This window comes from Bacteroides sp. AM44-19, assembly GCF_003603395.1.
In the GTDB taxonomy this organism is placed as follows: domain Bacteria; phylum Bacteroidota; class Bacteroidia; order Bacteroidales; family Bacteroidaceae; genus Bacteroides; species Bacteroides uniformis.
Map to the genome: position 1 here is coordinate 1 of NZ_QTNB01000014.1, position 24,371 is coordinate 24,371.

The window sequence follows — 24,371 nt, forward strand, 5'->3', positions numbered from 1 at the left end:
CTAATTCGCTACGCTTTGCTCTAATTTACTTTTTCGCTATGTGTTTATTTTACACTACCTTTCTTGATTATTAGATCGGTGGGTGGGAATTCGATTATCTTTTTCTTTATCAATATTATTGCCTGTATTGCAAGATGTATGGTCTATTTCCTTGCTTTCAAGCTTGATAGAAAATAAGTTTTCTTGATTGCTATCTTGATCGATTGCTGTTTTTTTATCATTGGATTGAAGTTCTTGTCCTTGCAAATTGAGCCTTTCAAATATAGTGCCGTTCTTCATAGTGTTGCAATAGTCGAATGATTCTACTAGTTGACGTTTATAATCAAACAGTTTATCAAAGCCCTGTTCCGCCTGTTGGAATAGGTTCACACGGTCAAAACCTCCTGTTACTGTTCCTTTCTTGGTATTCTTATGATTGGTGAGCGGTGATAGCTTCTTTTTGTTAGCTTGGTCTTTCCGGCTCACAATCAAATGACAGTGGATATTCAGCTTGTTGTCGGAACGACTACGGTCGAAATGAATCTTGCCGTAAAACTTTATATCTGCTTCGGATAGCCCTTTGTTGAAATTATTGGCATATTCAGGAATGAATACTTCCCTGATATACCGCTTCATCGCTTCGGCTTTCTCTTGCTCGGTGTTCCCCATTGCCCGAAGTTCACTTTCCGATGGGCTGATATGGATAGCGTAAAACTTAGCATCCGTTTTTAGGAGTTGCCCGATATTGCCGTCTATATCCTTAATAACCTTTGATTTATAGATATTATCATCCATCAGGTTGAAAAAGCCATCGGTATAGATTCCTTTCTCCATCCGCTCCAAATCCTCATGCTCCATGTAAGAGACTAATTGTCGGCTACTTCCTGCATTGTTATATGTTCCACCCGATGGCGGGGCAAAATCTATATGCATGGCTCTATGTGTTTATCAGATTGCTGATTTCAGACTTTAGGTTCTCTTTCTTCTTACTATCCATCACACCGCAAGCAGATAGTTCTGAATGGAGTTGTATCAGTTGAAGTAACCTTTTATAATCTCGTTGATGTATCTGGTAGAGTGCGTTAATCTTTTTGGATTGGTTGTTTATTACATCAGCATGATTGCCGAACTGCTCACTTAGCTTTTTAAGCACGGCTGTTTGTCTCTCCTGACTGGCTTCCAATTGGGAGAGAATTAGAGTTTCCAAAGTTTTGCCAATAGCATCGAAACGCAAAGCAATAGAATTTGTAACCCGTATCATGGGATTCAGTTGTTCTTCCTCGTAGTGACGGATGAACCGGATAATATCATCCTGTCTCTTATTTATTTTCGCCAGTTCTGATTTTACGGATTCAGGTGTTTCGGATGGGTTGATATGCGCCTTATCTATATACCCGAACGCCAGTTTTACAACTTCACTCTTTTTCAGTGAATAGCGTTTGCATATCTTCTCTACCAAAGCTGCCGTTTCCTTGTCTATGGAAATGGTAGTGAATATCGTTTTTCGACTGCTGTTTGGCATGGTAATTACTTTTTTATGGAAATATGAATAGATAAATACCTGATAATAAGCATTGCAAAGAAAATGCTTATTACAGGTGTCATTACAGCGTGTTCTTGTAACACGCTAAAGCCGAAGGCTTTGCCCCGCAGGGCGAGAGGGAAGAACAGGACTTGTCCAGTTCCCTCTTGCTCAATTTAGCGAAACGGGCTGAACCGATAGGTGAGGCAGTTTGTGCTAAATCGGGGTGATGGCACAAAGGAATAGCCTGAACACAGGCTTCTTTCCTCTGCTACTTTTTGCTATCAAGGTTGATTATCCAACTGATTGGCTTTTTCAAACTGCTTGTAGGTTTGAGAATCGGCACGTTCACGAACAAAAGCTCGAATATCTACAGCCCGATAATAGGTTTTCCTTCCGATAGTGAAATAGGGAAGTTGTTTATTTACTCTGTAGCGTTGAAGAGTTCGGAAAGATACTTTCAGGAGAAAAGCTAAATCTTGATTATCGAGAATCTTCTCATTATCATCTAGTACCGTATCAGTATTGATGAGTGATTTCAAGTCTTGTCCGATTTCGGTGAGTTTCTTGGATAGTTTTTCCATCCACCTCTCGAAGTTTTCGTTATCTATATACATTTTGCTTAATTTTTAAGTTCAACATTCTTGTTTTCAATCGATTGATGAAGCAAAGTTCGGCAAATGATTGCAAATAAGTTAGAGGAATACCAGTGGTACTCCCCCATAAATTGCATGTATATAATTGATTTTCAGATCAAATTACTTTATGAATGATAGTAACCTTCTTCTTTACTCTTCTGGATAATGGCGGCTTTCAACCTATCGAGAAATTCAGTTGTTTTCATTGGCTTTCGTTTGATTACTGCACTTTCTTTCTTATAAATATCACCAAAATTTATATTAAACATCTTTTCAAAGATACGAGCTACATCACTAAGAAAGATTTCCTTATGATCTATGCGAATAACACCATCCGATATATAGAAAATGCCACAAACTAGCTCCATCATATCTACGAGTTTTATTACTTCATTATTTAGATAAAATGGTGATTTCCATTCAGATTCAATATTAATAAAGAATTTGGGGTATTCCATCTGTCGATAAATTAATTCCTGTTCCATATTTATCAACGATAACAACTTATCTAGAAAAACTAATTTCAACTTACTGTTTTCTGTAGGACATGATTCTTCCAACGCTTTAAGTGTTCCAAAGTCAATATAGCTCATATTAAGCTGTCTAATACGTATTTTATTGTCACCTATTCTATTCAGGTAATCAAAGAGTTCCTCCACAAATTCCAAATAAGCAGAAGCCATATCTTCAACAACAGACTTATCTAATTGGTATGGATGTCTTAGCAATTTATATATACGTTTTTCAGTTAAATCCCAATCTGACATGGCTTTCTGTTTTTATCGCTCTATATGAATTTATAAACTCTTAGCTATCTTTTGCCATTTACGTTGTCTATGCTTATAGAATTTTAAAGTCCACCATGCAGTAATAGACGTTAAACAACCTGCATATAAATCCACAGTGTCAGTATATCGGGTTACTTGTTGGCTTATTTCTTCCATCTTAATATAGTGATTCCAAATGACTACAGTATTATCATATTCTTTTGTATCTATTTCTCGTGACGTTTTATCCATCTTGACAACATTAATTGTATGCCTACCTACTGGCAAAAAGCCATGCAAGTACATTTTGAAAACAAAAGTTTTGCCTTCTTTCCACTGTATAGGAGAATCATCACAAGCAATAAAACTAGCTTTAGGTTTACAAATTTCTCTCAAAGTATCAATATCTTGAATTTTATCCCATATATTCTCTATGTTAGAATGAAAATCCGAAGTAACAGTAACTCGGTAGCCCATAACTTTTTTACCTTCACGTGTTATTAACTTAACTTTCTGAATCATAATTGATAGTTTTTAATTGTTTATTATTGGCATGAATAACTATATGTAACCCTACACATGTTATTCATTATTAATTTATTAACTTTGTGCAAAGTTACAGGCAAGCCTTAACTGTTACAATAGTCATTTATAATGAGGAAAGACTTAATGGACTGAAAATGTGAGGTATGAAAAATGAATCAATAGATAAAATAGAAAAAGCAGTCGAAAATATTCTGCCAACATCAAGTGCTTTTATCAACGAGTTGGATTACTCTGTTATAGAACGGAAAAAAGCAGATTGGCTCAAATTGTCGGAATTAACTCATAGTATTGTGCTGGTCTTTGATTGCTGTACTAAAAAATTCGTTTTTGTATCAAATAATATCCCTCAATCATACGGAATTGACTCTGAAAGGTTATTTATCAATGGACATGAACCAGTCTTAGAAATTATTCATCCGGGTGATATATATTACGGCTTGCTTGTTAGAAAGAAAATCTACTCTTTATTAAGTAGTCTTTCCGCAGAAGAAAAAATGAAGCACAAGATGGTACATGAGATGAGAGTAAAAAATGTACGTGGTGAATATATCCGTATTATTGAACAGGAGCAAGCAATAGAATTGGATAAATCTGGTAATATTTGGCTTATGCTTTCGGTTATTGATGTTGATGCAAGTCATGAATCAGAAATAACCAAAAGCCACCTATATAATTTTGAAACAGGAGAACAGATATTTATTGATTTGTCAGATACCTTAGAAGAACCATTGACCAATAGGGAGTTGAGCGTCTTGCAATTAATGAAACAAGGCTTATTAAGCAAAGAAATTGCAAACTCTTTAAATGTTAGTATCAATACAATAAACACTCATAGGCAAAACATACTATTAAAATTAAAAGCAAACAATTCTATTGAAGCTGTTAATATTGCTCAAAGGTTGGGCTTATTAAACAGCTCGATTCAATAAAATATTTTTTCTGAGACGGATTAATAACATTAACTCTATCAGTGTATTATCCAGTTTGTGCAAGTTTTAAACTAGAATATAACCCGAAGCATAGCGCAGGTGTGGAGACTTAAAATCTACTTTTGATATTAATCTAGTATTTCCTAATAACAAAGCATATTTCAATTATATATCTGGCTTTTAAATTTTTGGAAGAAGCCATATATAGTCACATTCTACCACTTCCAGACAGTTTTGAAAACGGTTCTTAATTCTTCTTTCATTTGCCGATGAAAATAGAATCAATACGTTTTATGAAACATTTTAAATTAAAAGTATGGAAGTAGTAACCATTGAAAAGAGAACCTTTTCGTATGTCTGCGAACGGTTCACCGAGTTTGCCAAACGAATAGAAAGTTTGTGCAGCACTCACAACCAGAAAGTAGAAAACTGGCTGGATAGTCAGGAAGTGTGCCTGTTGTTAGGCTTTAGTAAACGAACGCTGCAATATTATAGAAGTAGCGGGCGGCTGGCTTATTCTCAAATCGGCAGCAAGATTTATTACAAATCTGCTGATATTGAAAAGATTATTTCAGACTGTGAAATACAGAATCAATCACCTAAACAAATCACGTCTTATGAAAAGAATTAGAAAAGATTATCCGTCTTTTAACCTGTTTTCCATTGTTGGCACATGGGAAAGCATTAATCTGAATCCTACGGTTATCATCTATCGGAGCGACAAAGAGTATCTCCTTTCTATTATATATGTATCGGAAACTACCAAACAGGCTTCACCCACTACTTATGAGATACAGCAAGATGGTAGCCAGTATTTTATTGCCACTGCATCCAAACGGCTTTATATAGATTATGATCTGGCAAAAGATGTACTTAGCATTTCATCACTGGGTGACTATCTGCGTAATTAGCTATCTAGCAATCTTGAAATCAATATTTTAATAAAACAATCTTTCAATTATGGAACTAATAAATAGAGATACACCGCAAGTCAAGGAATTTATTTCTTCTCTTGATTCAATGCTAAACGGTATTGAATCCATTGTCAAGCATTACAAACCCCACCTGAACGGGGAACGTTTTCTTTCCAACCATGAGGTTTCTAAGAAGCTGAATGTCAGTTTGCGAACCTTGCAAGAATGGAGAGATACAGGGCTAATCCCTTTTATTCAGATAAAAGGCAAAATTATCTATCGACAAAGTGATATTGATAAGTTGCTTCAAAAACACTACTTTGACAGTTGGAAAGAATAACCTGCCACCCTCGAAAACATTGTTTTTCGGAATTTAATTTGAATCATTGACTTTTCCAGTGAAGTATTTAGTCTGTGCAAGTCTTTAGATAAAAATACGCTCGAATGTAATGAGAGGAAGATTTTTATCTAAACCGAAGGCTTGGACTTGAACAGGCTAAATACGGAACTTACCTTTGTCAATGCTTCATATTGAGTTCTGGAAAACTTACCTTAAAAAAGGATTGAGAAAATGAAATTCATTCTTCCCAATCCTTTTTCTATATTAACTATTGTCTTTATTATATAGCCAATTCCGACAAACAGCTATTCACTTTCTGCATATCCTTTAGGATATTCTGATCCAGTACCCGTGCATAGTGTTTTGTTACACTGGTATCTGCATGACCTAACATCTTGGCAACATTCTCCATACTCACGCCATTTGCAAGGCAAATGCTTGTGGCATAGCTGTGACGGGCTGAATGTGTACACAGATTTTTCTGCAACCCGCATACATCGGCAATCTCTTTCAAATAACTGTTCATGCGCTGATTGCTTAATACAGGCAAAAGTTTCCCGGTACATTCTGCCACATTTTTATACTTTTCAAGTATAGAAGCTGCCACAGGTAACACAGGAATATTACACATAATTTTTGTCTTTTGGCGGTTCTTCCTTATCCAAAGTTCCCCTTTGTTGTCTTTTACCAAGTGTTCAGGTGATAAATCTTTCACATCGCTGAACGCCAAACCTGTAAAAATGCAAAAGACAAAAACATCCCGTACCTGTTCTACTCGTTTAATTGTGAACTCTTTAGCGAGAATGATTTTAATCTCGTCCATTGTCAGAAATTCAGGATCGGTTTCTTCCAGTTTGAAGCGGTAGTAAGCAAACGGATCTTTCTTTATCCAGTCGTTTTCCAAAGCAATACGGATAATCTTCTTCAAATTCTTCAATCGGGTGATAGCTGAATTCTGCGCACAACCTTTTTCAATCTTCAAAAAAGCATCGAACTTAGAAATGAAGTTGACTTCCAAGTTATTTAGGGCAATATCCGATAACTGATATTCTTTCTTAATGAATTCTTCCAAATATCGGGTAGTGGTTTCATACCGTTGAACGGTCTTACTTACGAAGTCCTTACCGATTAGCTTACGGCTTTGTTCGTTATGCTCTCTGAATACCTGCAATAGTGTTTTGTTATCTTCGTCCACACCATAAAACAACTTTCTCACAAGATCAACAGTGATAACCTTGCCGGAAGTTTCCAGTTCTCTATAAATTTGGTGTACGTGGGAGCGTGTGATTTCTAAGTAGTGATTCAGTTCCACCGACATACGGTCTTTGCCTTTTGAATTCTCTTTAGCCTGATTCCATAGGTTTACGGGACAGCTTCTTTTGATAGAAATATCTACCATACAGCCGTTTACAGTGATTCTCATGCACACGGGTGCTTCTCCGTTCTTTAATAATTTGCCTTTCTTGATGAAGAACAAAACAGAAAATGATTTACGAGCCATTTTTACATCGTTTTTAGAGTTACAAAACTATGTATTCTCTTCCAAAGTAAGTCTATGCAAAAAGCTATGAATCAGTGAGAAAGATCCAAATTCGTGGGACTTTTTTGAACTAAATTTTAGTCCCACGATTTATCCACCGATAATATGCTTGAAACGGCTATTTTCTGCTACCTGCTAGAAAAAAAGAAGTCCCTGATAATGTCTGATTATCAGGGATTTGCTTGATTTTTCTTTTGTTTTCAGTGATCCGCTTGGGGCTCGAACCCAAGACCCCAACATTAAAAGTGTTGTGCTCTACCTGCTGAGCTAGCGAATCAGACCTTATTGCTGTTAAGCGGGTGCAAAGATAGCTACTTTTGTTTAAAAAACAAATGGATTAAGGGAAAAAGTTTTGAGAACGACTTCTGCTTTTACTCTTCTTGTTGATTATCAGTCTGTTCAAACTTGTGAATTTTTTCTCTGTTTATGATGAAACGTTGATAGTAGGAGAGCATAAGGGTGGTAAGCGGAAGTGCTATAATCATACCCAGCATCCCCATCAATGACCCCCAAATCGATAAAGACAGTAGGATGATGGCAGGGTTCAGGCCCGTAATTTTCCCCATGACACGCGGTACGATGAATCCGTCTTGAATGGCTTGTACTATGATGAATACCGCAAGGGCCGATGCAATGATAATCCAGAAGTTTCCTCCCGTATCCGCTGCTTTCAGTATGGCCAGCACGATGGTAGGTATAAAGCCGATAATCTGTAAATAGGGCACTAGGTTTAAAGCACCGATGAACAAGCCGAGCCCAATGGCCAGTGGGAAATCAATAATCAGAAAACCTATACTGAACAGAATACCTACACACAATGCCACGAATGCTTGTCCGCGGAAGTATCTGTTCATGCCGTCTTTTACATCGTTCATCACACTGACTACGAAAGGCCGGTATTTTTGCGGTACCAGGTGGGTCCATCCTTCGGCAATGCTTTCGTAATCCAGCAATATGAAAACTATATAGAGAAGAATGAGGAAGAAAGTGAAGAAGCTGAACAGCAGATTGACGGATTCTGACAACAAGGACCAGAGCCGGGGAACGGTTTCCTTGATGGCGTTCAGCATATTCTCTTCCTTGAACAATTGGGTGACGAACTGGGTGTCTATGTTCTCACGGAGGAATTCAGAGAGTGTTTTGGGCACATTGCCGTCGTGGGTTCCGTTGGAAAAGTAGTCTATTACCAAATCTTTTACCCTGACGAATTCGTCCATCATGGGAGGCACAAGCAGATAGAAGGCGGTTCCTCCTACAATCAGAATACTGAACAAGGCGCAGAAAATGGATATGACCCGGTTCTTGAGCCTTAATCTGTACTGGAAGAAGGTGACCAGGGGGTAAATCAGATAGGCTATGAGCCATGCGATGAAGAATGGCAGCAATACGCCGCTCAAACGCTTGAAGAGCATAAGGATGCCGATAATGATGACACCGAGTATGACACCGCGGATAAAACTGTCGAATGTAATCTTTTTGCGTTCCATAATGCTCTGTTTTTTGTATTTGTTAATGACCGCTTTCCTTTTGGTCGGCTTGGATGGCTTGCTGATAGCACTCTCGGCATAGCGGTTCATACTCTTCGGTTTCCCCCAGCAGTACTTGTTTGTCGTTCTTGACGGTACGGTGGGAGAACGAGGCGAGTTGGCCGCATTTCACACAGATGGCATGTACTTTGGAAACTTCGTCTGCAATGGCACACAGTCCCGGCATAGGACCGAATGGAATACCCCGGAAGTCCATGTCCAGTCCGGCAACAATGACGCGTATACCATTGTTGGCAAGCTGGTTGCATACATCAATCAGGCCACTGTCAAAGAACTGGGCTTCGTCAATGCCCACTACATCTATCTCTGAAGTGAAGAGCAGAATGCTGGCAGACGAGTCGATGGGAGTGGAGGCTATGGAATGACTGTCATGCGATACGACATCGGCTTCGGAATAACGGGTGTCTATGGCAGGCTTGAATATCTCTACGCGTTGTTTGGCAAATTTTGCCCGTTTCAGTCTCCTTATCAGCTCTTCGGTTTTGCCGGAGAACATGGAACCGCAAATGACCTCAATTCTTCCCCTGCGTTTGGTTTCCTGTATATGATCTTCTGAAAATAATACCATGTTTTCAAGTGTTATATTTAAGCGCAAAAGTAACACTTTTGTTTGCTTTCCGATATTTTTTCATTATTTATTTCTACATTTGTAGCGTTAACACGGACTGTGTAAAGGATATGCAAACCCTATTAAACGACATAGAATTAGATATTCAGGAATTGAAATGTTTGATGCAGGCCATTTCAAGTGATGCCAATCCGACATTGAAGATTGTGGCAAAACGGAATATCCAGCAGATGAAGGCACGCTTGGAGGCGTTGCAAGAACTGCTTGAGGAGGCGCCAACGGCTGTTGTGTCGCCCCTGGAGGAACCCCCTGCTGTTACTACTCCTTTGACCGAACCGGTTTCTCCGGTCGAATCGGTTATTCCTGATACAGTGAAGATGGTATGTGAGGAACCGGAAACAGTTCCTATTTTGGCAGAACGCATCAAGCCTGCCAAGGATTTGAAACATGCCATCAGTCTGAACGATTCATTCCGTTTTGTCCGCGAACTGTTCGCAGGCGATGCTGCACGGATGAATGAAGTGGTACGACGTTTGGGTGAGGCTCCTTCTTTGGACAAGGCTATGGATATTTTTGCTTCGGAAGTGCACCCGGATGAAGAAAATGAAGCCGCCGTCGATTTTATGGAACTCCTCAAAAAATATTTCAGCTAAACGACCGATAAGTATGGGAAAACTTTATGTAGTGCCTACCCCGGTAGGAAATTTGGAAGATATGACATTCCGTGCTATCCGGATTCTGAAAGAAGTGGATTTGATTCTTGCTGAGGATACACGTACCTCCGGCATATTGCTGAAACACTTCGAAATAAAGAATGCGATGCAATCTCACCATAAATTTAATGAACATAAAACGGTTGAAAGTGTTGTTAATAGAATAAAGGGGGGAGAAACTGTAGCTTTGATTTCGGATGCAGGTACGCCAGGTATATCCGACCCGGGCTTTCTGGTAGTCAGAGAGTGTGTGCGTAACGGCATCGAAGTGCAATGCTTGCCGGGAGCGACAGCTTTTGTACCGGCATTGGTGGCTTCCGGACTGCCGAATGAGAAGTTCTGTTTTGAAGGTTTCCTTCCACAGAAGAAAGGAAGGATGACCCGCCTGAAGGCATTGGCCGAGGAGTGTCGTACCATGGTGTTCTATGAGTCTCCCCACAGATTGGTAAAAGCTTTGACGCAGTTTGCCGAACATTTCGGTGCCGAACGTCAGGCTTCTGTTTCGCGGGAAATCTCAAAGATGCACGAAGAAACGGTGCGTGGAACGCTTACAGAATTGATTGAACATTTCACGGCGAACGAACCGCGCGGTGAAATTGTGATTGTAGTAACAGGAATAGACGATTAAATAACTTCATTAACCAAACGTAAAACGAAAGCGTATGAAAAAGTTAGCAGTTTTAATTGTATGCGCGGCTGTAATGGCTTCGTGTGACAGCTTCTCTGGTGGCAGTAAGAACCAGCTGAAAGCTGAAAATGATTCTTTATTGATGGAACTGACTCAGCGTAATGCTGAATTGGACGAGATGATGGGCACTTTCAATGATATTTCAGAGGGATTCCGCCAGATTAATGCAGCAGAGAGCCGTGTGGATTTGCAGCGTGGTGCTGTGGCAGAAGGCTCTTTGAATGCCAAGCAGCAGATTGCGTCGGATATTGAATTTATCCGTAAGCAGATGGAAGAGAACAAGGAACAGATTGCCAAATTACAGTCCATGCTGAAGAACAGTAAAAATAACTCTGCCCAGTTGAAGAGGGCTGTGGAGTCCCTGACTCAGGAGTTGGTGGCAAAGACCCAGCGTATCGAGGAATTGCAGGCTGAGCTGGCTTCCAAGAATATCCGTATCCAGGAACTGGATGCTGCCGTAACCGGTTTGTCTACTGAGAAAGAAGAATTGACTGCCGAAAATGAGGCGAAGGCTCAAACCGTTGCCGAACAAGATAAGGCACTCAATACGGCTTGGTTTGTATTTGGTACGAAGAAGGAGCTGAAAGACCAGAAGATATTGACAAATACCGGGCTTTTCAAAAAAGGCCAGGTGCTGAAAGATTCTGATATCAACAAGGACTACTTTACACAAGTGGATATCCGTACGACAAAAGAGATTAAACTATACTCTAAAGATGCTGATATCTTGACTACTCATCCTGCTGGCTCTTATGCGTTGGAGAAGGATGATAAAGGACAGTTGACTTTGAAGATTACAAATCCGAAAGACTTCTGGAGTGTGTCCAAGTATTTGGTAATCCAGGTAAAATAACACTGTTATAGATTGATACAGAACGGACGCAGGTTATTGGAATTGATAATCTGCGTCTATTTTTATATATCCCTTTTCTTTAAATTATGGCATCCCAATATAAGAACCTGTTTTTTGACCTGGACGATACGCTTTGGGCATTTTCCCTTAATGCACGTGATACATTCGAAGAAATGTATCACAAGTATGACTATGACCGTTTCTTTCGTTCTTTCCAGCATTTCTATACGCTTTATCAGCATCGTAATGTAGAGCTGTGGGAAGAATACGGCAGAGGGCAGGTCAGTAAGGAAGAGTTGAACCGCCAGCGTTTTCTATATCCTCTGGAGGCAGTAGGGGCGGGGGATGCTGCTTTGGCCGAGGCTTTTTCTGATGATTTCTTTTCGGTCATTCCCACAAAAAGTCGGCTGATGCCGCATGCGTATGAGGTACTGGAATATTTGGCGGGGAAATATAACCTCTATATCCTTTCCAACGGCTTCCAGGAGCTGCAATGTCATAAGATGCGTTCGGCAGGCATTGACCACTTTTTTAAGAAGATTGTTCTCTCTGATGACATCGGTATCTTGAAGCCCTGGCCCGAAATTTTTCATTTTGCCCTTTCTGCCACACAATCCGAGGTGTGTGATTCTTTGATGATAGGCGATAGTTGGGAGAATGATGTGGCAGGAGCCAAAGGAGTGGGTATGCACCAAGTGTTTTATAATGTAACGGGGAAGGAAGAACTGCCTTTCCAACCGACTTATCATATCAGTAATCTGAAAGAATTGATGCAGATTCTGTGACATTGAAATTTTTAGTTGTACTTTTGTCTACAGAAACGTATATTATACAGCTATGGACACAATCTTACCTTTCGCTTTACTTTGTTTTACCTCCTTCTTTACGTTGACAAACCCTCTTGGCACCATGCCGGTGTTTTTGACCATGACGCATGGAATGACGGACCGTGAACGGCAGTCGGTAGTATCGCGCGCCACTCTGGTTGCCTTTATTACGATTATGGTTTTTACGTTTGCGGGACAGTTCCTCTTTAAATTCTTCGGTATCTCTACCAATGGCTTCCGTATTGCCGGTGGAGTTATTATCTTTAAGATTGGCTTCGATATGCTGCAAGCCCGTTATACCCCAATGAAGCTGAAAGACGAGGAAATCAAGACTTATGCCGATGATATTTCCATTACTCCTCTTGGAATTCCGATGCTTTGTGGTCCAGGTGCCATAGCCAATGCCATTGTGCTGATGCAGGATGCCCATACCATTCAGATGAAAGGAGTTCTTATAGGAATGATTGCCTTTATTTATCTGATTACCTTTTTCATATTGCGTGCTTCCACACGACTGGTCAAAATCTTGGGTGAGACGGGAAACAATGTGATGATGCGCCTGATGGGACTTATCCTGATGGTTATTGCCGTTGAGTGTTTTGTCAGCGGAGTGAAACCTATATTGGTGGATATATTGAAAGAAGGAGGCATACCATCACTGGCACACCTCCTCTAAACACTTTATTTATAAAAACACATTGGGAAAATTCCCAAGTTTCTTTAGGCTACTATTGATTAATAGCCTGGATTTTGTTCTATGTTCGGATTGGCATTGATTTCACCGACGGGAATCAACGGGAGCGCTTTCTTGGAGTCGCGGTTGAATGTACGCGCTTCTTCGCTCAATACGTCGTGCCATCCTCTGTCATTAACGTCCGTGTAGCGTGTAACGGTTTCACCTCGGCGCATAACATCGAAGTAGCGCTGTCCTTCACCTACAAGTTCCTTGCGGCGTTCGATGTAGATGCGGTCTAATGTGATGTTTCCGCTGGTTACTTGTTTGCTTTCATTCGTTGTGCGGTTGGAGATGATATCGTTCAGCAAGTTGGCAGCCTTGTTCTTGTCTCCGGCTTGGAAAGCTGCTTCTGCTGCTGACAAGTAAACTTCTGACAAGCGCAGCAATGGGACATTGGAGTAACGTACATCTCCGTTTACAGCAGGCATTTTGTTGATGTAAACTTTACGTTTGTCAAATCCTCCTGCTGCCGCTGCCAATAATATGTCGTTACGGATGTCTGCCGGGTCGGATGTAAGCATGTCAGAGAAGTCTTTTGTGACAATTACATCTCCATATCCGGGAGAAGCGCCAGCCTTGTCGGCATATAAATAGGCAATACCTTCACGGTCTGTCCAGTCAGTATTGTTGTTGATGGAAATCTCGAACATGATTTCTTTTGAATGATTGGCATCACTTTTGCTCCATGCAGCAACATATTCTGACGGTTCCCAAAGTTTGTAAGACGAGTTTGATATGATGTCTTCAGCTACGGATAAAGCCTTGCTCCATTCGCCTTTTGTCATATATACACGTACCTGCAAGGCTTTGGCAGCCCAAAGGTTGACATAACCCACTTCATTAGTTTTGGGCAGTGCATTTGAGTTGATTGCATCTGTCAAATCCTTTTCAATTGCCTCATAACATTGGGCTACCGTGCTGCGGCTTGGCTTTTCTGTCGATTCCAGCGGGGAGGTAGCGATGGGCACACCGAGTGAGCTGCCTTGATCTACCGTATAAGGTTTACCGTAGATACGTGTAAGGTCAAACAGTGCCATGGCGCGCAGAACTTTTGCTTCTGCATCATATTGGTCAATAGTGGCTTTTGCCTCTGCCGCGTCGGTCAGGTTGCCACTTTCTGCTGCCTGAATCAGACGGTTGGCGCGTGCTATGACTACATAAGGCATCTGCCATACGGCTGTTGAGGTGGTGAAATTGTCGGCAGTTGTATATTCCATATAGTAGTAGAAGTTTGCTCTTCCACTTCCACCGTTATATTCATATTGGATATCTTCCCCTCTCATGTCACCGTATACGAACATGAGGCGTCCATAATAATTAATCAGGCTACTATTACCTTTAACGGCAGCATAAAGTCCCGTCCGCACATTGGCCAAATCATCGCTGTTCTTGATTGCGGTTTCAGCATCTATTCCGTCTGCGGGTGACTGATCCAGCCAACTGTTGAGGCATGATGAAGTGCTGACTGCCATAGCTGCGCAAAGCGTTGCTGTGTATAATGTCTTTAATATTTTCATTTTCGTATCTTTATTAGTTAGAAATTCAATTCTATTCCGAATGTATATGTTCTCAATGCCGGAGTCTCAAATGTGCATAGTCCGTCTACACGCATTTCCGGATCTACAAATAAGTCTTTAGACTTCCATGTAAGCAGGTTGGAACCAGAGAAGTAGATTCTGGCTTTGCTGAGCCCAAGCTTGCTGATATAGTTTTGCGGAATGCTTACACCTAATGTGAGGTTCTTCAGACGTAGATAATCAGTAGGCATCAGCCAGCGTGAAGACAGTGAAGCTGCGCTTCCATATTCAAATTTAGGCAATGTGGCATTCGTGTCGCCCGGGCCTGTCCACATCTTTGAGATGTCATAGTATGTCGGTACGGCACCACCGTATAGATATGAACCGCCATTGGAGTGCTGCCAAGTGGAGTAGTCAAAAGCATCACCACCCAATGAATAAGTGAAAGTGAAGCCCAAGTCGATAAACTTCCATTTGAGGTTGTTGGTAAGACCGCCTTCTATACTAGCCTGATGCTTGCCTACAATAGTTTTGTTGGCTTCAGAGATATTTGTAGTTGTCTTGCGGGCATTCTCTGTTCCGTCATTCAGATAGAACATTTCTTTACCGGTCTCGGCGTCAACTCCGGCGTATTCATAAACATAGTATGAATAGTAAGGTTCGCCTACACGGTGAATCAGCGGTCCTGATACGATTTCATTCTGCTGGCCATCCAATTTAGTCAGTTTGTTGCTGTTGTGTGCCATGTTCAGAGAAGTGGTCCACGTGAAATCCTTGTTTCTGAAATTGGTTGATGTAATGGTCAACTCAAAACCGGAGTTCTTCAGTGAACCGATGTTTTGCGGGGTGGTATACCCATAATTGCCATCATAATATCCGCCGACTTGTGATACGGGGAGGTCATATATAAGGTCGCTGGTTTTACGCTGATAGTAGTCGAATGTTACAGAGATACGGTCGATGAATGAAAGGTCGAGACCGATATTCCATGTTTTGTTCTTTTCCCATTTCAGGTCCGGGTTTGCAATTCCGACGATTGACATTCCTGACTGTCCATTGTATATGATTCCGTATTTATAAAGATTCATATAAGCGTAATAGTCTGATGGTTGCGTTCCGTTTACACCGTATGACACACGGAGCTTTCCATCTGTCAATACACTCTTGACAGGATTCAGGAAACTTTCGTCTATGAATCTCCATGCTCCGGAAACCGACCAGAAACTTCCCCAACGGTTTTCTCTTGCCAGACGTGAACTTCCGTCGGTACGATAGCTGAGACCGAGATAATATCTGTCTGCGTAGTTATAATTGGCACGTCCGAGGAACGAAGTCATGCGATAGCTCTGTCTGTTGGTTTCGGCACTTGTTGAACCGGCATTTGTCAATTCGTACAAATCACCCGGATAGTCTTGGCCTGCCATGTAGTTGAAAGCATATTCCGTATCTTGTGTTTCAAAACCAAGCAGGGCATCAATATTGTGCAGACCGAAAGAGTTGATGTAAGAGAGCTGGGTTTGTGTATTCAGCTGGTCATTACGATTGACGATACGCTGCATGACACCACCGGGGGCACCATTGTTTGAGTGTCTGTCCCAAAGAACGTCATTGGTTCCTTGTGCGTAATCATAAGCAATCTTTTCACTTAAATTCAACTTGTCCCAAATATTATAGGTCAACTTGATTGTATTGAATGCCTTCATCAGGGTATAAACGTCAGAGCTGTGTTCTCTTTCATACAAAGGATTGACTCCAAATACGCCGCAACCATTGTTTAATGTGCCGTCTTCATTATAAGGGGTTGATGAGGGGCTTTGGAAGAATGCGTAATTGGCCACAGGTCCATCATAGGAGGTAGCTTCATTAGTTTTGTTTTGTCTTACTTTTGAGAATTGGCTTGTAACCTGAACTTCAAAGTCTCCAAACTTATGAGTGAGGTTTGCATTACCAGTGAAACGTTCCAGACCTTGTTTATAAATGATACCTTCCTGATTGGTATAAGCAGCTGAGGTGTAGAACTTGGTACGATCGTTACCGCCAGATACGCTCAACTGGTAGTTCTGATGAGAACCGTTACGGAAAAGCAGGTCTTTCCAATCCGTCCATCCGGTTGAGGGTTTTGAAGCAAAGTCCTCGATGTTCTGGTCTGCAAAAGTTGCGGCATCTGCATCAGACATGTTTCCGGTGTATAACCCGTAATTCTTGAGACCGGTCCATAAGAGTTCGCGGCGCGAGTCACCGTCGAGCATAGGACGATAATCTATTGCCATGTTTGAGAAACCCCAGTCGGAACGGAAACTTACATTTGTTTTGCCTTGTTTTCCGCTTTTCGTCGTAATGACCACAACACCGTTAGCAGCACGCGAGCCGTAAAGAGAGGCAGCCGCCGCATCTTTGATAACTGTGATAGACTCGATGTCATTGGTATTGAGTGAAGACAAAATATCAGTTCCTGCATCACTATAAGTGAACTCGGATAAGTCTCCACTTGTGACCGGTGTTCCGTCAATAACATAAAGCGGATTGTTTCCGGCATTGATGGAACCCATACCACGTACACGGATACTGCTTACAGAACCCGGATTACTTGAACTTGAGCCAAAAGTAACACCAGCGACATTACCAGAAAGTTTGTCGGCAACAGAAAGAACAGGTACATCTTCCAAGGTGGAAGTGTTTACAGTAGAAGCAGCTCCAGTAAATGATGCTTTTTTAAATGTACCGTAACCGGTAACCACAACCTCTTCAAGCAGCTCAGAATCGGATTTCAAAATTACCTTTACATGAGGTTTAATCGTTACTTCTTGGGTTTGCATACCAACAAACGAAATCACCAAAGTTTTCGCGGAACTAGAATAAGTATATATTATTGAAAAACAACTGTTTACGTTTTTTTGTAGAACAGAGTTTATTCTATTGTATATTATCTATAAAGGTATATGGCAAAGGGAGGTAAGTATCTCGAAGTACCCATTTCATACCGTTTTGAATAATTAAAAGCTGATAATGAGCGCGTTATTGTAACATTTCATTCTACTCTTTTAATTGGTGGTGTACTAATTAACCCAATAAATGTTTTTTATTCAAGAATAACGATAGATTATATAGAGGAATATATCTTGAAAGATAGATTTTATCCATGAAAGTTCCAAAATATTTTTTGTTGAGAAATATTTGGTTTACATATGTTATTTATAATCGATGAATATATAATACATATGGAAAGATTCAATTATAATTGAAGGATTTTATATCTTTGCGCATAAACTAAATCGTGTTTGAATATGAAAAATTATATCTCCCGCCCTTTATACATAAGGAGAATTGAACCGTTTATTGATAAAAGTATAATAAAAGTAATAACTGGCCAACGTAGGATAGGTAAAAGCTACATTCTTTTGCAGATATCAGATATCATAAAGAAAAACATACCGGAAGCCAATATCATTTTTGTAGATAAAGAGCAACTTGCCTTCACGGAAATTAGGAACTACATGGATCTTTATCAATATGTTTTAAAGAAGGTTACTGGGCATAATCATAACTATCTTTTTGTAGATGAAATCCAAGAGATTGAAGAATTCCAATTGTGTCTGCGGAGTTTATTGAACGAAAATAAATGCGATATCTATTGCACCGGAAGCAATGCTAAAATGCTGTCCAGTGAACTTGCTACTCAATTGGCAGGAAGATATATAGAATTTCCCATTCATTCACTTAGCTACGGGGAATTCTTAACTTTCAATCAATGTCAAGATTCCACCGAAAGTTTAAAACTCTATCTTACATTCGGAGGTATGCCATACATTCATAATCTAACAATGGACAAGAATGTCATATTCGAGTATTTGAGAAATGTTTATTCTACTATCCTACTAAAAGATGTGGTTGCCCGTGAATCAATCCGGAATGTATCTTTTTTGGAGAATCTCGTAGCTTATCTGATAGATAATACCGGCTCTCTTTTTTCTGCCCAGAATATTAGTAAATATTTAAAGTCGCAACACGTCAACATTCCCACGCAGACAATTCTGAACTATCTAAAGGCACTGTGTAATAGTTTCTTCATTTACAAAATTCAACGAGCAGAAATCCAAGGAATGAAGATCTTTGAAATTGGTGAGAAATATTATTTTGAAGATTTGGGATTACATAATTCCATACAGCATTTTGATTTCCGAAAAGACATCAACAAGTTAATGGAAAATGTTGTATGCATTGATTTGTTGAGATATGGATATGAAGTATATGTCGGAAAGAGTGGAAATAAGGAAATTGATTTCATTGCTTCCAAAGACGACCATAAAGTCTATATCCAAGTAGCGTATATGCTTCCCGATGATGCAACCGTTCAGCGAGAATTCGGCAATCTTTTGGAAATAGCAGACAATTACCCCAAATATGTAGTTACAATGGATGAAATGCAGAGCGGGGGAAATTACAAGGGAATTAAACAGATTTCACTGCGAAACTTTTTGTTGGCAGAGGATAAAGAAAGATTGTAAATCTATAATTTAATTTCCAACATGAGAAGAGTAAATCAATAGGCTTTTCAATTTTTAGACAAGTTCTTTGAAATATGACTACTGAAACGAACTGAATGACAATAAGGCAGATATTAAAAAGCCGCTCATTTCACAATGGGCGGCTTAAAACACTTTATTTATAAAAACACTTTGGACAATCACCCAAAGTTTCATTTGTTGACATATATGCCATTGCGATTTTTAATCCGCCAAATTGGGATTATTAGTAATTTCACGTTCCGGTATATTGAATGTCAATCGTTTATCATCATAACTATAAGTCCTTTCCGGAAGCATTGCATCTTCTGCACAACGGGTTATTGACTTCTTGAAACGTTTCATAGTCATCAGACCACGCCCTTCACCCCACATTTCAAGGCGCCAGTTATAATATACCGCTTCTAACAATTCATCTTGATTCATCGCAGCAATCTTTTCCGCTGCAACAACGTCACGTTCGTCCAACAATGTTTTTAAAGATGTCTTGGCTGCCTGCAAATTATTATCCCGTACATTGGCTTCTGCGTTGATCAAATACATCTCAGCAACCCGCATGTAAACCTCATCGTCATACCACTCACGATTGCCCATACTACGTTTTGCATTATAGAACTTCCACCAGTTTGTCAATTCGTATTGTTCACCAGTTTTCGAATCATACTCGGTAAACCATTTTTTTCGGGTATCCGAAGCAGGTATTGACTCATACAGTGCAGTATCGACCAATTTTTCTCCACCAGCAAAGGCATAACTATAAGTAAACAAATCCATATGTCCCCAAAAAGTCGGAAGTGCAGGAGAATTACTTGTGGTTAGGTCAATTCCCCACATCCATCCAGAAATTCCAACGGAAGCAAATCCTGAATTGATAATTTCAGAACTGTTCATCAGAGTATATTGTTTTGAATCAATAACCTCTTGGGATATTTTAGCTGCATTCTTATAATCTCCCATTGTCAGGTAAACGTATGCCAACATACCTTTTGCTACAGACTGGTCAATTTGATCTTTTGCACCAGAAGGACGTTGGAAACCATCCAATAAAGGTATTGCATCCGTCAAGTCTTTTACAATCAACTCATAAACTTCTTCTACTGATGATTTCTTTGCCGCTTCTGAAGTCAATTGTGTACGATAAATAGGAATGGCCAAGGCTGCCTTATCCTCAGTATAAGGTCTTGCATACAAATTCACCAAATTGAAGTATGAATGAGCTCTCAGAGCCTTGGCTTGTCCGTAATATACTTTATTTTCATCACCTTCGGGAGTAACATCGTCCCCTCCTGCTGCGTCAAGGATTTCATTAGTTGCCTTGATCAGTTTATAGTAATACCGCCAGAACTGGTAGGAGTAGGATGTGGCAGTCGTAGTAGTACAAGTCAACGAGCCTGCGCTTTCAAACCAGCCGTAACCTTGCTGCATGATAACCATATCTCCACTCATCAAGTCCGTAGCAATGTCAACGGCTTTCTGTCCGAAGTCATCATGACCTCCCGTCCCGCCGGAATTCATAGCAAAGGTGGTGGAATATGTACCTAAGGCTTGTCCCATTAAGATGTTGGAGTTCCATTTTGCCACTTCCTGCAAATCTCCAGATGTAATGTAGTCTGAAGGACTCTTTTCTAAGAAAGAATCGGCACAACCACTCAGCAAGAGTGATAATCCTAAAGCCGTTACCGGAAAATATTTTTTCATGTTGAATTTCATAATTCTTATTTTTATTGTTAGAATTGAATTTTAATACCTCCCATAATTGTACTTAATGGAGCATATTGGCTTCTTCCAGATTCACCGGAATCATTTTTATTATCGTCATTGACATTGTCACTATTACCAGAAGATGCCATGGAAACGTAACCCTTGCGTGCTGACCAATACAACAAGTTGTCACCGGAAATATAGAAGCTTAAACCGGAAAGATGTAGCTTCGAAACAATGTTCTTAGGTAATGTATAACCAATTCTTATATTTGCAAGATTCAGGAATGAACGGCTTGTCAAAAAGCGTGTAGAGCTTGCATTGGCATAATTAGTATCGTCAGCACCACCGCCGAAATCATTGGATAAGCTTGGAATATTGGTGACATCTCCTGGTTTCTGCCAACGATTCTCAATATCCTTATGCCAGTTATATGAACCGGATGTACCACTATGCATCATTGCCGCATAGTTATAATCATAGCCATAACCACCAATACCATACGAGAAAGTTGCATTAAAAGTTATACCTTTCGCATACAAATCGAAGCCGAAGCCACCTTGCAGTGCTGGAATACCGGATTTTCCGACAAATTTCTTGGTAGCTGCACTCCAATCACTAGTCTGCTCTACTTCAAGTTTATTGATGGCATTTTTTGATTTATATGTTTCCATATCCGTAATTAATTCTCTCTCTCCATTAGCCTTTACATTGTAGTATTGGTTGTATAATGCATAACCGGTCTGTGGATCAACTCCTGCATATTCACGAAGATAAAAGTCATACAATGAATGTCCTTTTGCCCAACCGTAGTAAGTGCTAATTTCGATGGGTTTCTCATTGCCTGTAGTCTCATCAATAGGCATTTTGGTCATTCTATTTTTATAATAACCTCCATTTACACGAAAATCGAATTTATAGTCTTGCTTATCCAGTAAATGAGCTGTCAGCGAGAATTCCACCCCCTTATTCACTAGCGCACCATCATTTACTGGATATGAAGCGTATCCCAAAGAGGGAGCAACTTGCTTCATAAATAACATGTCTGTTGTTTTTTTATGGAAATATTCCACTTCACCTTCCAATACATCTGCTATATTGAATTCAAGACCAGTGTTGATTGTAGTGCTTCTTTCCCAAGTCAAGTCCGGATTACCTTTAAATTTGAAACTGAAGGTGAATTCATCATTCAAATTATCAATTGTATAAAGATCTTCATAAGGATAATAACCGGCAACGACCGGATTTGTAATGAAGTCCTGATTACCCAATACACCCCAGCTCAATTTATATTTCAGATTCTTCAACCAGCTAATATCTTTCATGAAATCTTCATTGCTGATAGCCCAGGCAGCACCTAAAGAACCGAATACTCCCCATTTATTCCCTTTAGCAAAACGGGAGCTACCATCAGTACGAATCGTTCCATGGAGGAAATATTTGTTATCATAATCATAACGAAGTTGGCCAAAATAACTTTCAATGGAATATCCATAAGTATATGATTCCAGATAATCCATAATAACTCCATTACTCCATTCTGTATTGTCCGGTCTTACGATTTTTGACTTTCCTCCATAGAATACGGATGTCTTACTGGATGTTGATTCATGAGCAACAAAAGCATCGAAGTTATGTTTATCAAAACTTTGACTCCAGGAAAGAATCTGGTTAGCCGTGAAATTAAGGAAATTTGTTTGATATTTCACGATCTGTCCCTTGCCGGCACTATCACCATAATAGGGGTTTGTAAGTTCATTCTCCGTTGAACCCAAGTATTGAAGACCGACATTTGCAGTCAATTTGAAGTATTTCAGAAATCTGGCTTCAAAAGAACCATTTCCGTTGAACTGGTGAGAAACAATTTCATCTTTATCTAGCAGCAACGCACCGGCAGGATTAATTCCGGAGCCAAAAGGACGCTGGTAACCTGCATTCATACCATAGTCATATTTGTTTCCACCTATGTTTGTATCTTTAACAATATTTCCATCTGCGTCGTGTTCAAAGACCGGAAACAATGAGGGCATACCATTAATAAACTGAAAACCGTTATTCATGTTACTATCTGATTGTCCCGGTTTATTTGTTTCCATATATGCATATGATAGAGACGTCGTGGCTTTCAGCCATGGAGTAATCTGATTGCTCATGTTATTACGAACATTAAAACGCTGATAATCAGAAGAGATATAATAACCTTCATCTTTCAAATAACTGAAAGCAGTATAATGAGTCATCTTTTCATTACCACCGGAAATCTTCACACTCGCATCCAATTTCTGCCCAGTACGGAATATATAATCTTCCCACTTTTCAGGAGTATATTTGCGTGTAATTCCACTATTGAAATGCCCAGTAGTCGGATCTATCAATTGAGCACCGTCAGTATTCCACATATTATAGATAGGAGCGATACCATATCTTGACTGGAATAGGTTTGTTGATGCCCATGCAGCAGATTGTGAGGCATCCATTCCTCCAGCGTTGGCTGCATAATTCTTCAGGCTCTCCCACGTAAGTTCTGTAAACCGTTCCGGATTATTTATCACATCGTATTGTGGTATCAAACGCATGTTGGCTCCATATTTAACTTCGGCTTCAACGCGAGTTTTACCTACCTCTCCCTTTTTAGTGGTAATCAGAACCACACCATTTGCTGCACGTGAGCCGTAGAGTGCTGTAGCCGTTGCATCCTTTAAAACCGTCATAGAAGCAATATCACTAGGGTCAATACCACTTAAGTCTGCCTCAAATGGAATACCGTCCACTACATATAATGGTGCACGGCTTGAATAAGCAGAACCTAAACCACGAATTCGGATACTTGCATTAGTACCGGGTTGGCCAGAAGTAGACATAACTTGAACACCAGCAACCTCACCATTTAGAGCTTTAGAAAGCTCTGTCGGATTTTTTAATGATATTTTATCGCCTTTAATTTCGGTTGCAGATCCAGTAAATGAACGCTTAGTAGCCCCGCCATAAGCAACTACCATAACTTCATCAAGCAGCTTGCTGTCAGACTTCATTGTGACTTTTACATGAGGTCTAATGACGACTTCTTGAGTCTGCATACCAATATACGAAATCACCAAAGTTTTCGCGGAACTACAATAACTGTATTTTGTTGATAATAAGTAATATATAATAAGCTCCAAAACGCTAAAACAGGGAATACTCTTTCCACAGTTATTCTATATACGTCCACAATAAATAATGCTCTACTTATGTGATACCATTAATAGCTGTAATGTTTTGATTAATAGCTGTTTGTCCCTGCATTAATATATTGTGGCTATAAAATTAGGATTTCTTTTTTTTAAAAGAATGAATGATTATGTCAATATCTATCATTTGAACATTTTTCGTTGAATATTTACTTATATTGTCTATCACATCCATAAGAATGTTGTATTTCATGTAAATACTATTTAAAATTATAAAATACCATTCTCATTTCGAATAGAGATAAACATTAGTTTATTCCTATTTCACATAGAAATATTCTGTATTCCTTGTA

The 24,371-nt window shown here is 39.8% G+C and carries 22 protein-coding genes and 1 tRNA gene; 10 read left to right on the forward strand and 13 right to left on the reverse strand.

Going from position 1 to position 24,371, the window contains the following annotated elements:
• Positions 1 to 54 precede the first annotated feature (54 nt).
• The 5 genes from DW947_RS16735 to DW947_RS16760 form a co-directional block, all read right to left on the reverse strand.
• Complete coding sequence (locus tag DW947_RS16735; protein WP_220392994.1) at positions 55 to 912, reverse strand: DUF5712 family protein; 858 nt, start codon at positions 910 to 912, stop codon at positions 55 to 57.
• A gap of 4 nt (positions 913 to 916) precedes the next feature.
• Entirely contained in the window at positions 917 to 1,501 is a 585-nt protein-coding gene (locus DW947_RS16740; protein WP_009037221.1) for a BfmA/BtgA family mobilization protein, read from the reverse strand.
• Positions 1,502 to 1,785: 284 nt separating this feature from the next.
• Entirely contained in the window at positions 1,786 to 2,118 is a 333-nt protein-coding gene (locus DW947_RS16750) for a helix-turn-helix domain-containing protein (protein WP_004293690.1), read from the reverse strand.
• Between the two features lie 146 nt (positions 2,119 to 2,264).
• Positions 2,265 to 2,906, reverse strand: coding sequence for an RteC domain-containing protein (locus tag DW947_RS16755; RefSeq protein WP_009037220.1), 642 nt, complete (start codon positions 2,904 to 2,906; stop codon positions 2,265 to 2,267).
• Positions 2,907 to 2,936: 30 nt separating this feature from the next.
• Positions 2,937 to 3,428 carry a hypothetical protein gene (locus DW947_RS16760; RefSeq protein WP_009037219.1) on the reverse strand — a complete coding sequence of 164 codons (492 nt, stop codon included), beginning with the start codon at positions 3,426 to 3,428 and terminating at the stop codon, positions 2,937 to 2,939.
• 167 nt (positions 3,429 to 3,595) lie between these two features.
• On the opposite strand from DW947_RS16760, the gene DW947_RS16765 reads away from it, so the two are divergent.
• The 4 genes from DW947_RS16765 to DW947_RS16780 all read left to right on the forward strand — a co-directional run bounded on the left by DW947_RS16765 (position 3,596) and on the right by DW947_RS16780 (position 5,635).
• Positions 3,596 to 4,381 carry a LuxR C-terminal-related transcriptional regulator gene (locus tag DW947_RS16765; protein WP_009037218.1) on the forward strand — a complete coding sequence of 262 codons (786 nt, stop codon included), beginning with the start codon at positions 3,596 to 3,598 and terminating at the stop codon, positions 4,379 to 4,381.
• Positions 4,382 to 4,697: 316 nt separating this feature from the next.
• Positions 4,698 to 5,012 (forward strand): helix-turn-helix domain-containing protein, encoded by a 315-nt coding sequence (locus DW947_RS16770; RefSeq protein ID WP_009037217.1) that lies wholly within the window; start codon positions 4,698 to 4,700, stop codon positions 5,010 to 5,012.
• The gene (locus tag DW947_RS16775; protein ID WP_034528874.1) at positions 4,999 to 5,292 is read left to right on the forward strand and encodes a DUF3876 domain-containing protein; all 294 of its coding nucleotides are present in this window, start codon (positions 4,999 to 5,001) and stop codon (positions 5,290 to 5,292) included. The genes DW947_RS16770 and DW947_RS16775 overlap by 14 nt, the downstream gene beginning before the upstream one ends.
• Positions 5,293 to 5,341: 49 nt before the next feature.
• On the forward strand, positions 5,342 to 5,635 hold the full coding sequence (locus tag DW947_RS16780; protein WP_009037215.1) for a helix-turn-helix domain-containing protein: 294 nt from the start codon (positions 5,342 to 5,344) through the stop codon (positions 5,633 to 5,635).
• Between the two features lie 280 nt (positions 5,636 to 5,915).
• Here the strand turns inward: DW947_RS16780 and DW947_RS16785 are convergent, their stop codons facing one another.
• The 4 genes from DW947_RS16785 to DW947_RS16800 form a co-directional block, all read right to left on the reverse strand.
• Complete coding sequence (locus tag DW947_RS16785; protein WP_009037214.1) at positions 5,916 to 7,136, reverse strand: site-specific integrase; 1,221 nt, start codon at positions 7,134 to 7,136, stop codon at positions 5,916 to 5,918.
• 243 nt (positions 7,137 to 7,379) lie between these two features.
• A tRNA-Lys gene (locus DW947_RS16790) sits at positions 7,380 to 7,452 on the reverse strand.
• Between the two features lie 94 nt (positions 7,453 to 7,546).
• Positions 7,547 to 8,662 carry an AI-2E family transporter gene (locus DW947_RS16795; protein ID WP_009037213.1) on the reverse strand — a complete coding sequence of 372 codons (1,116 nt, stop codon included), beginning with the start codon at positions 8,660 to 8,662 and terminating at the stop codon, positions 7,547 to 7,549.
• A gap of 22 nt (positions 8,663 to 8,684) precedes the next feature.
• Complete coding sequence (locus DW947_RS16800; RefSeq protein ID WP_005828444.1) at positions 8,685 to 9,290, reverse strand: thymidine kinase; 606 nt, start codon at positions 9,288 to 9,290, stop codon at positions 8,685 to 8,687.
• Between the two features lie 110 nt (positions 9,291 to 9,400).
• Between DW947_RS16800 and DW947_RS16805 the strand changes: the two genes are divergently transcribed.
• From DW947_RS16805 to DW947_RS16825, 5 genes are all read left to right on the forward strand, one after another.
• A complete protein-coding gene (locus tag DW947_RS16805; protein WP_009037212.1) occupies positions 9,401 to 9,943 on the forward strand; it encodes a hypothetical protein in 543 nt (180 codons plus the stop codon).
• Positions 9,944 to 9,956: 13 nt separating this feature from the next.
• A complete protein-coding gene (gene rsmI, locus DW947_RS16810) occupies positions 9,957 to 10,631 on the forward strand; it encodes a 16S rRNA (cytidine(1402)-2'-O)-methyltransferase (protein WP_008665787.1) in 675 nt (224 codons plus the stop codon).
• Positions 10,632 to 10,665: 34 nt separating this feature from the next.
• Positions 10,666 to 11,544, forward strand: a complete 879-nt coding sequence (locus tag DW947_RS16815) for a hypothetical protein (RefSeq protein WP_005835026.1) — start codon at positions 10,666 to 10,668, stop codon at positions 11,542 to 11,544.
• 86 nt (positions 11,545 to 11,630) lie between these two features.
• On the forward strand, positions 11,631 to 12,329 hold the full coding sequence (locus DW947_RS16820) for a YjjG family noncanonical pyrimidine nucleotidase (protein WP_044467256.1): 699 nt from the start codon (positions 11,631 to 11,633) through the stop codon (positions 12,327 to 12,329).
• 52 nt (positions 12,330 to 12,381) lie between these two features.
• Positions 12,382 to 13,047: a MarC family protein gene (locus DW947_RS16825; RefSeq protein WP_008665785.1), complete on the forward strand. Its 666-nt coding sequence runs from the start codon at positions 12,382 to 12,384 to the stop codon at positions 13,045 to 13,047.
• Between the two features lie 59 nt (positions 13,048 to 13,106).
• On the opposite strand, the gene DW947_RS16830 is transcribed toward DW947_RS16825, so the two are convergent.
• Together DW947_RS16830 and DW947_RS16835 are read right to left on the reverse strand one after the other, a co-directional pair.
• Positions 13,107 to 14,624 (reverse strand): RagB/SusD family nutrient uptake outer membrane protein, encoded by a 1,518-nt coding sequence (locus DW947_RS16830; protein WP_117866703.1) that lies wholly within the window; start codon positions 14,622 to 14,624, stop codon positions 13,107 to 13,109.
• Between the two features lie 17 nt (positions 14,625 to 14,641).
• A complete protein-coding gene (locus DW947_RS16835; protein WP_309295779.1) occupies positions 14,642 to 17,491 on the reverse strand; it encodes a SusC/RagA family TonB-linked outer membrane protein in 2,850 nt (949 codons plus the stop codon).
• 417 nt (positions 17,492 to 17,908) lie between these two features.
• Between DW947_RS16835 and DW947_RS16840 the strand changes: the two genes are divergently transcribed.
• A complete protein-coding gene (locus tag DW947_RS16840; protein ID WP_016274181.1) occupies positions 17,909 to 19,129 on the forward strand; it encodes an ATP-binding protein in 1,221 nt (406 codons plus the stop codon).
• Between the two features lie 222 nt (positions 19,130 to 19,351).
• Here the strand turns inward: DW947_RS16840 and DW947_RS16845 are convergent, their stop codons facing one another.
• Positions 19,352 to 20,857: a RagB/SusD family nutrient uptake outer membrane protein gene (locus DW947_RS16845; protein ID WP_016274180.1), complete on the reverse strand. Its 1,506-nt coding sequence runs from the start codon at positions 20,855 to 20,857 to the stop codon at positions 19,352 to 19,354.
• A gap of 17 nt (positions 20,858 to 20,874) precedes the next feature.
• Complete coding sequence (locus DW947_RS16850; protein WP_080650807.1) at positions 20,875 to 23,946, reverse strand: SusC/RagA family TonB-linked outer membrane protein; 3,072 nt, start codon at positions 23,944 to 23,946, stop codon at positions 20,875 to 20,877.
• Positions 23,947 to 24,371 lie beyond the last annotated feature (425 nt).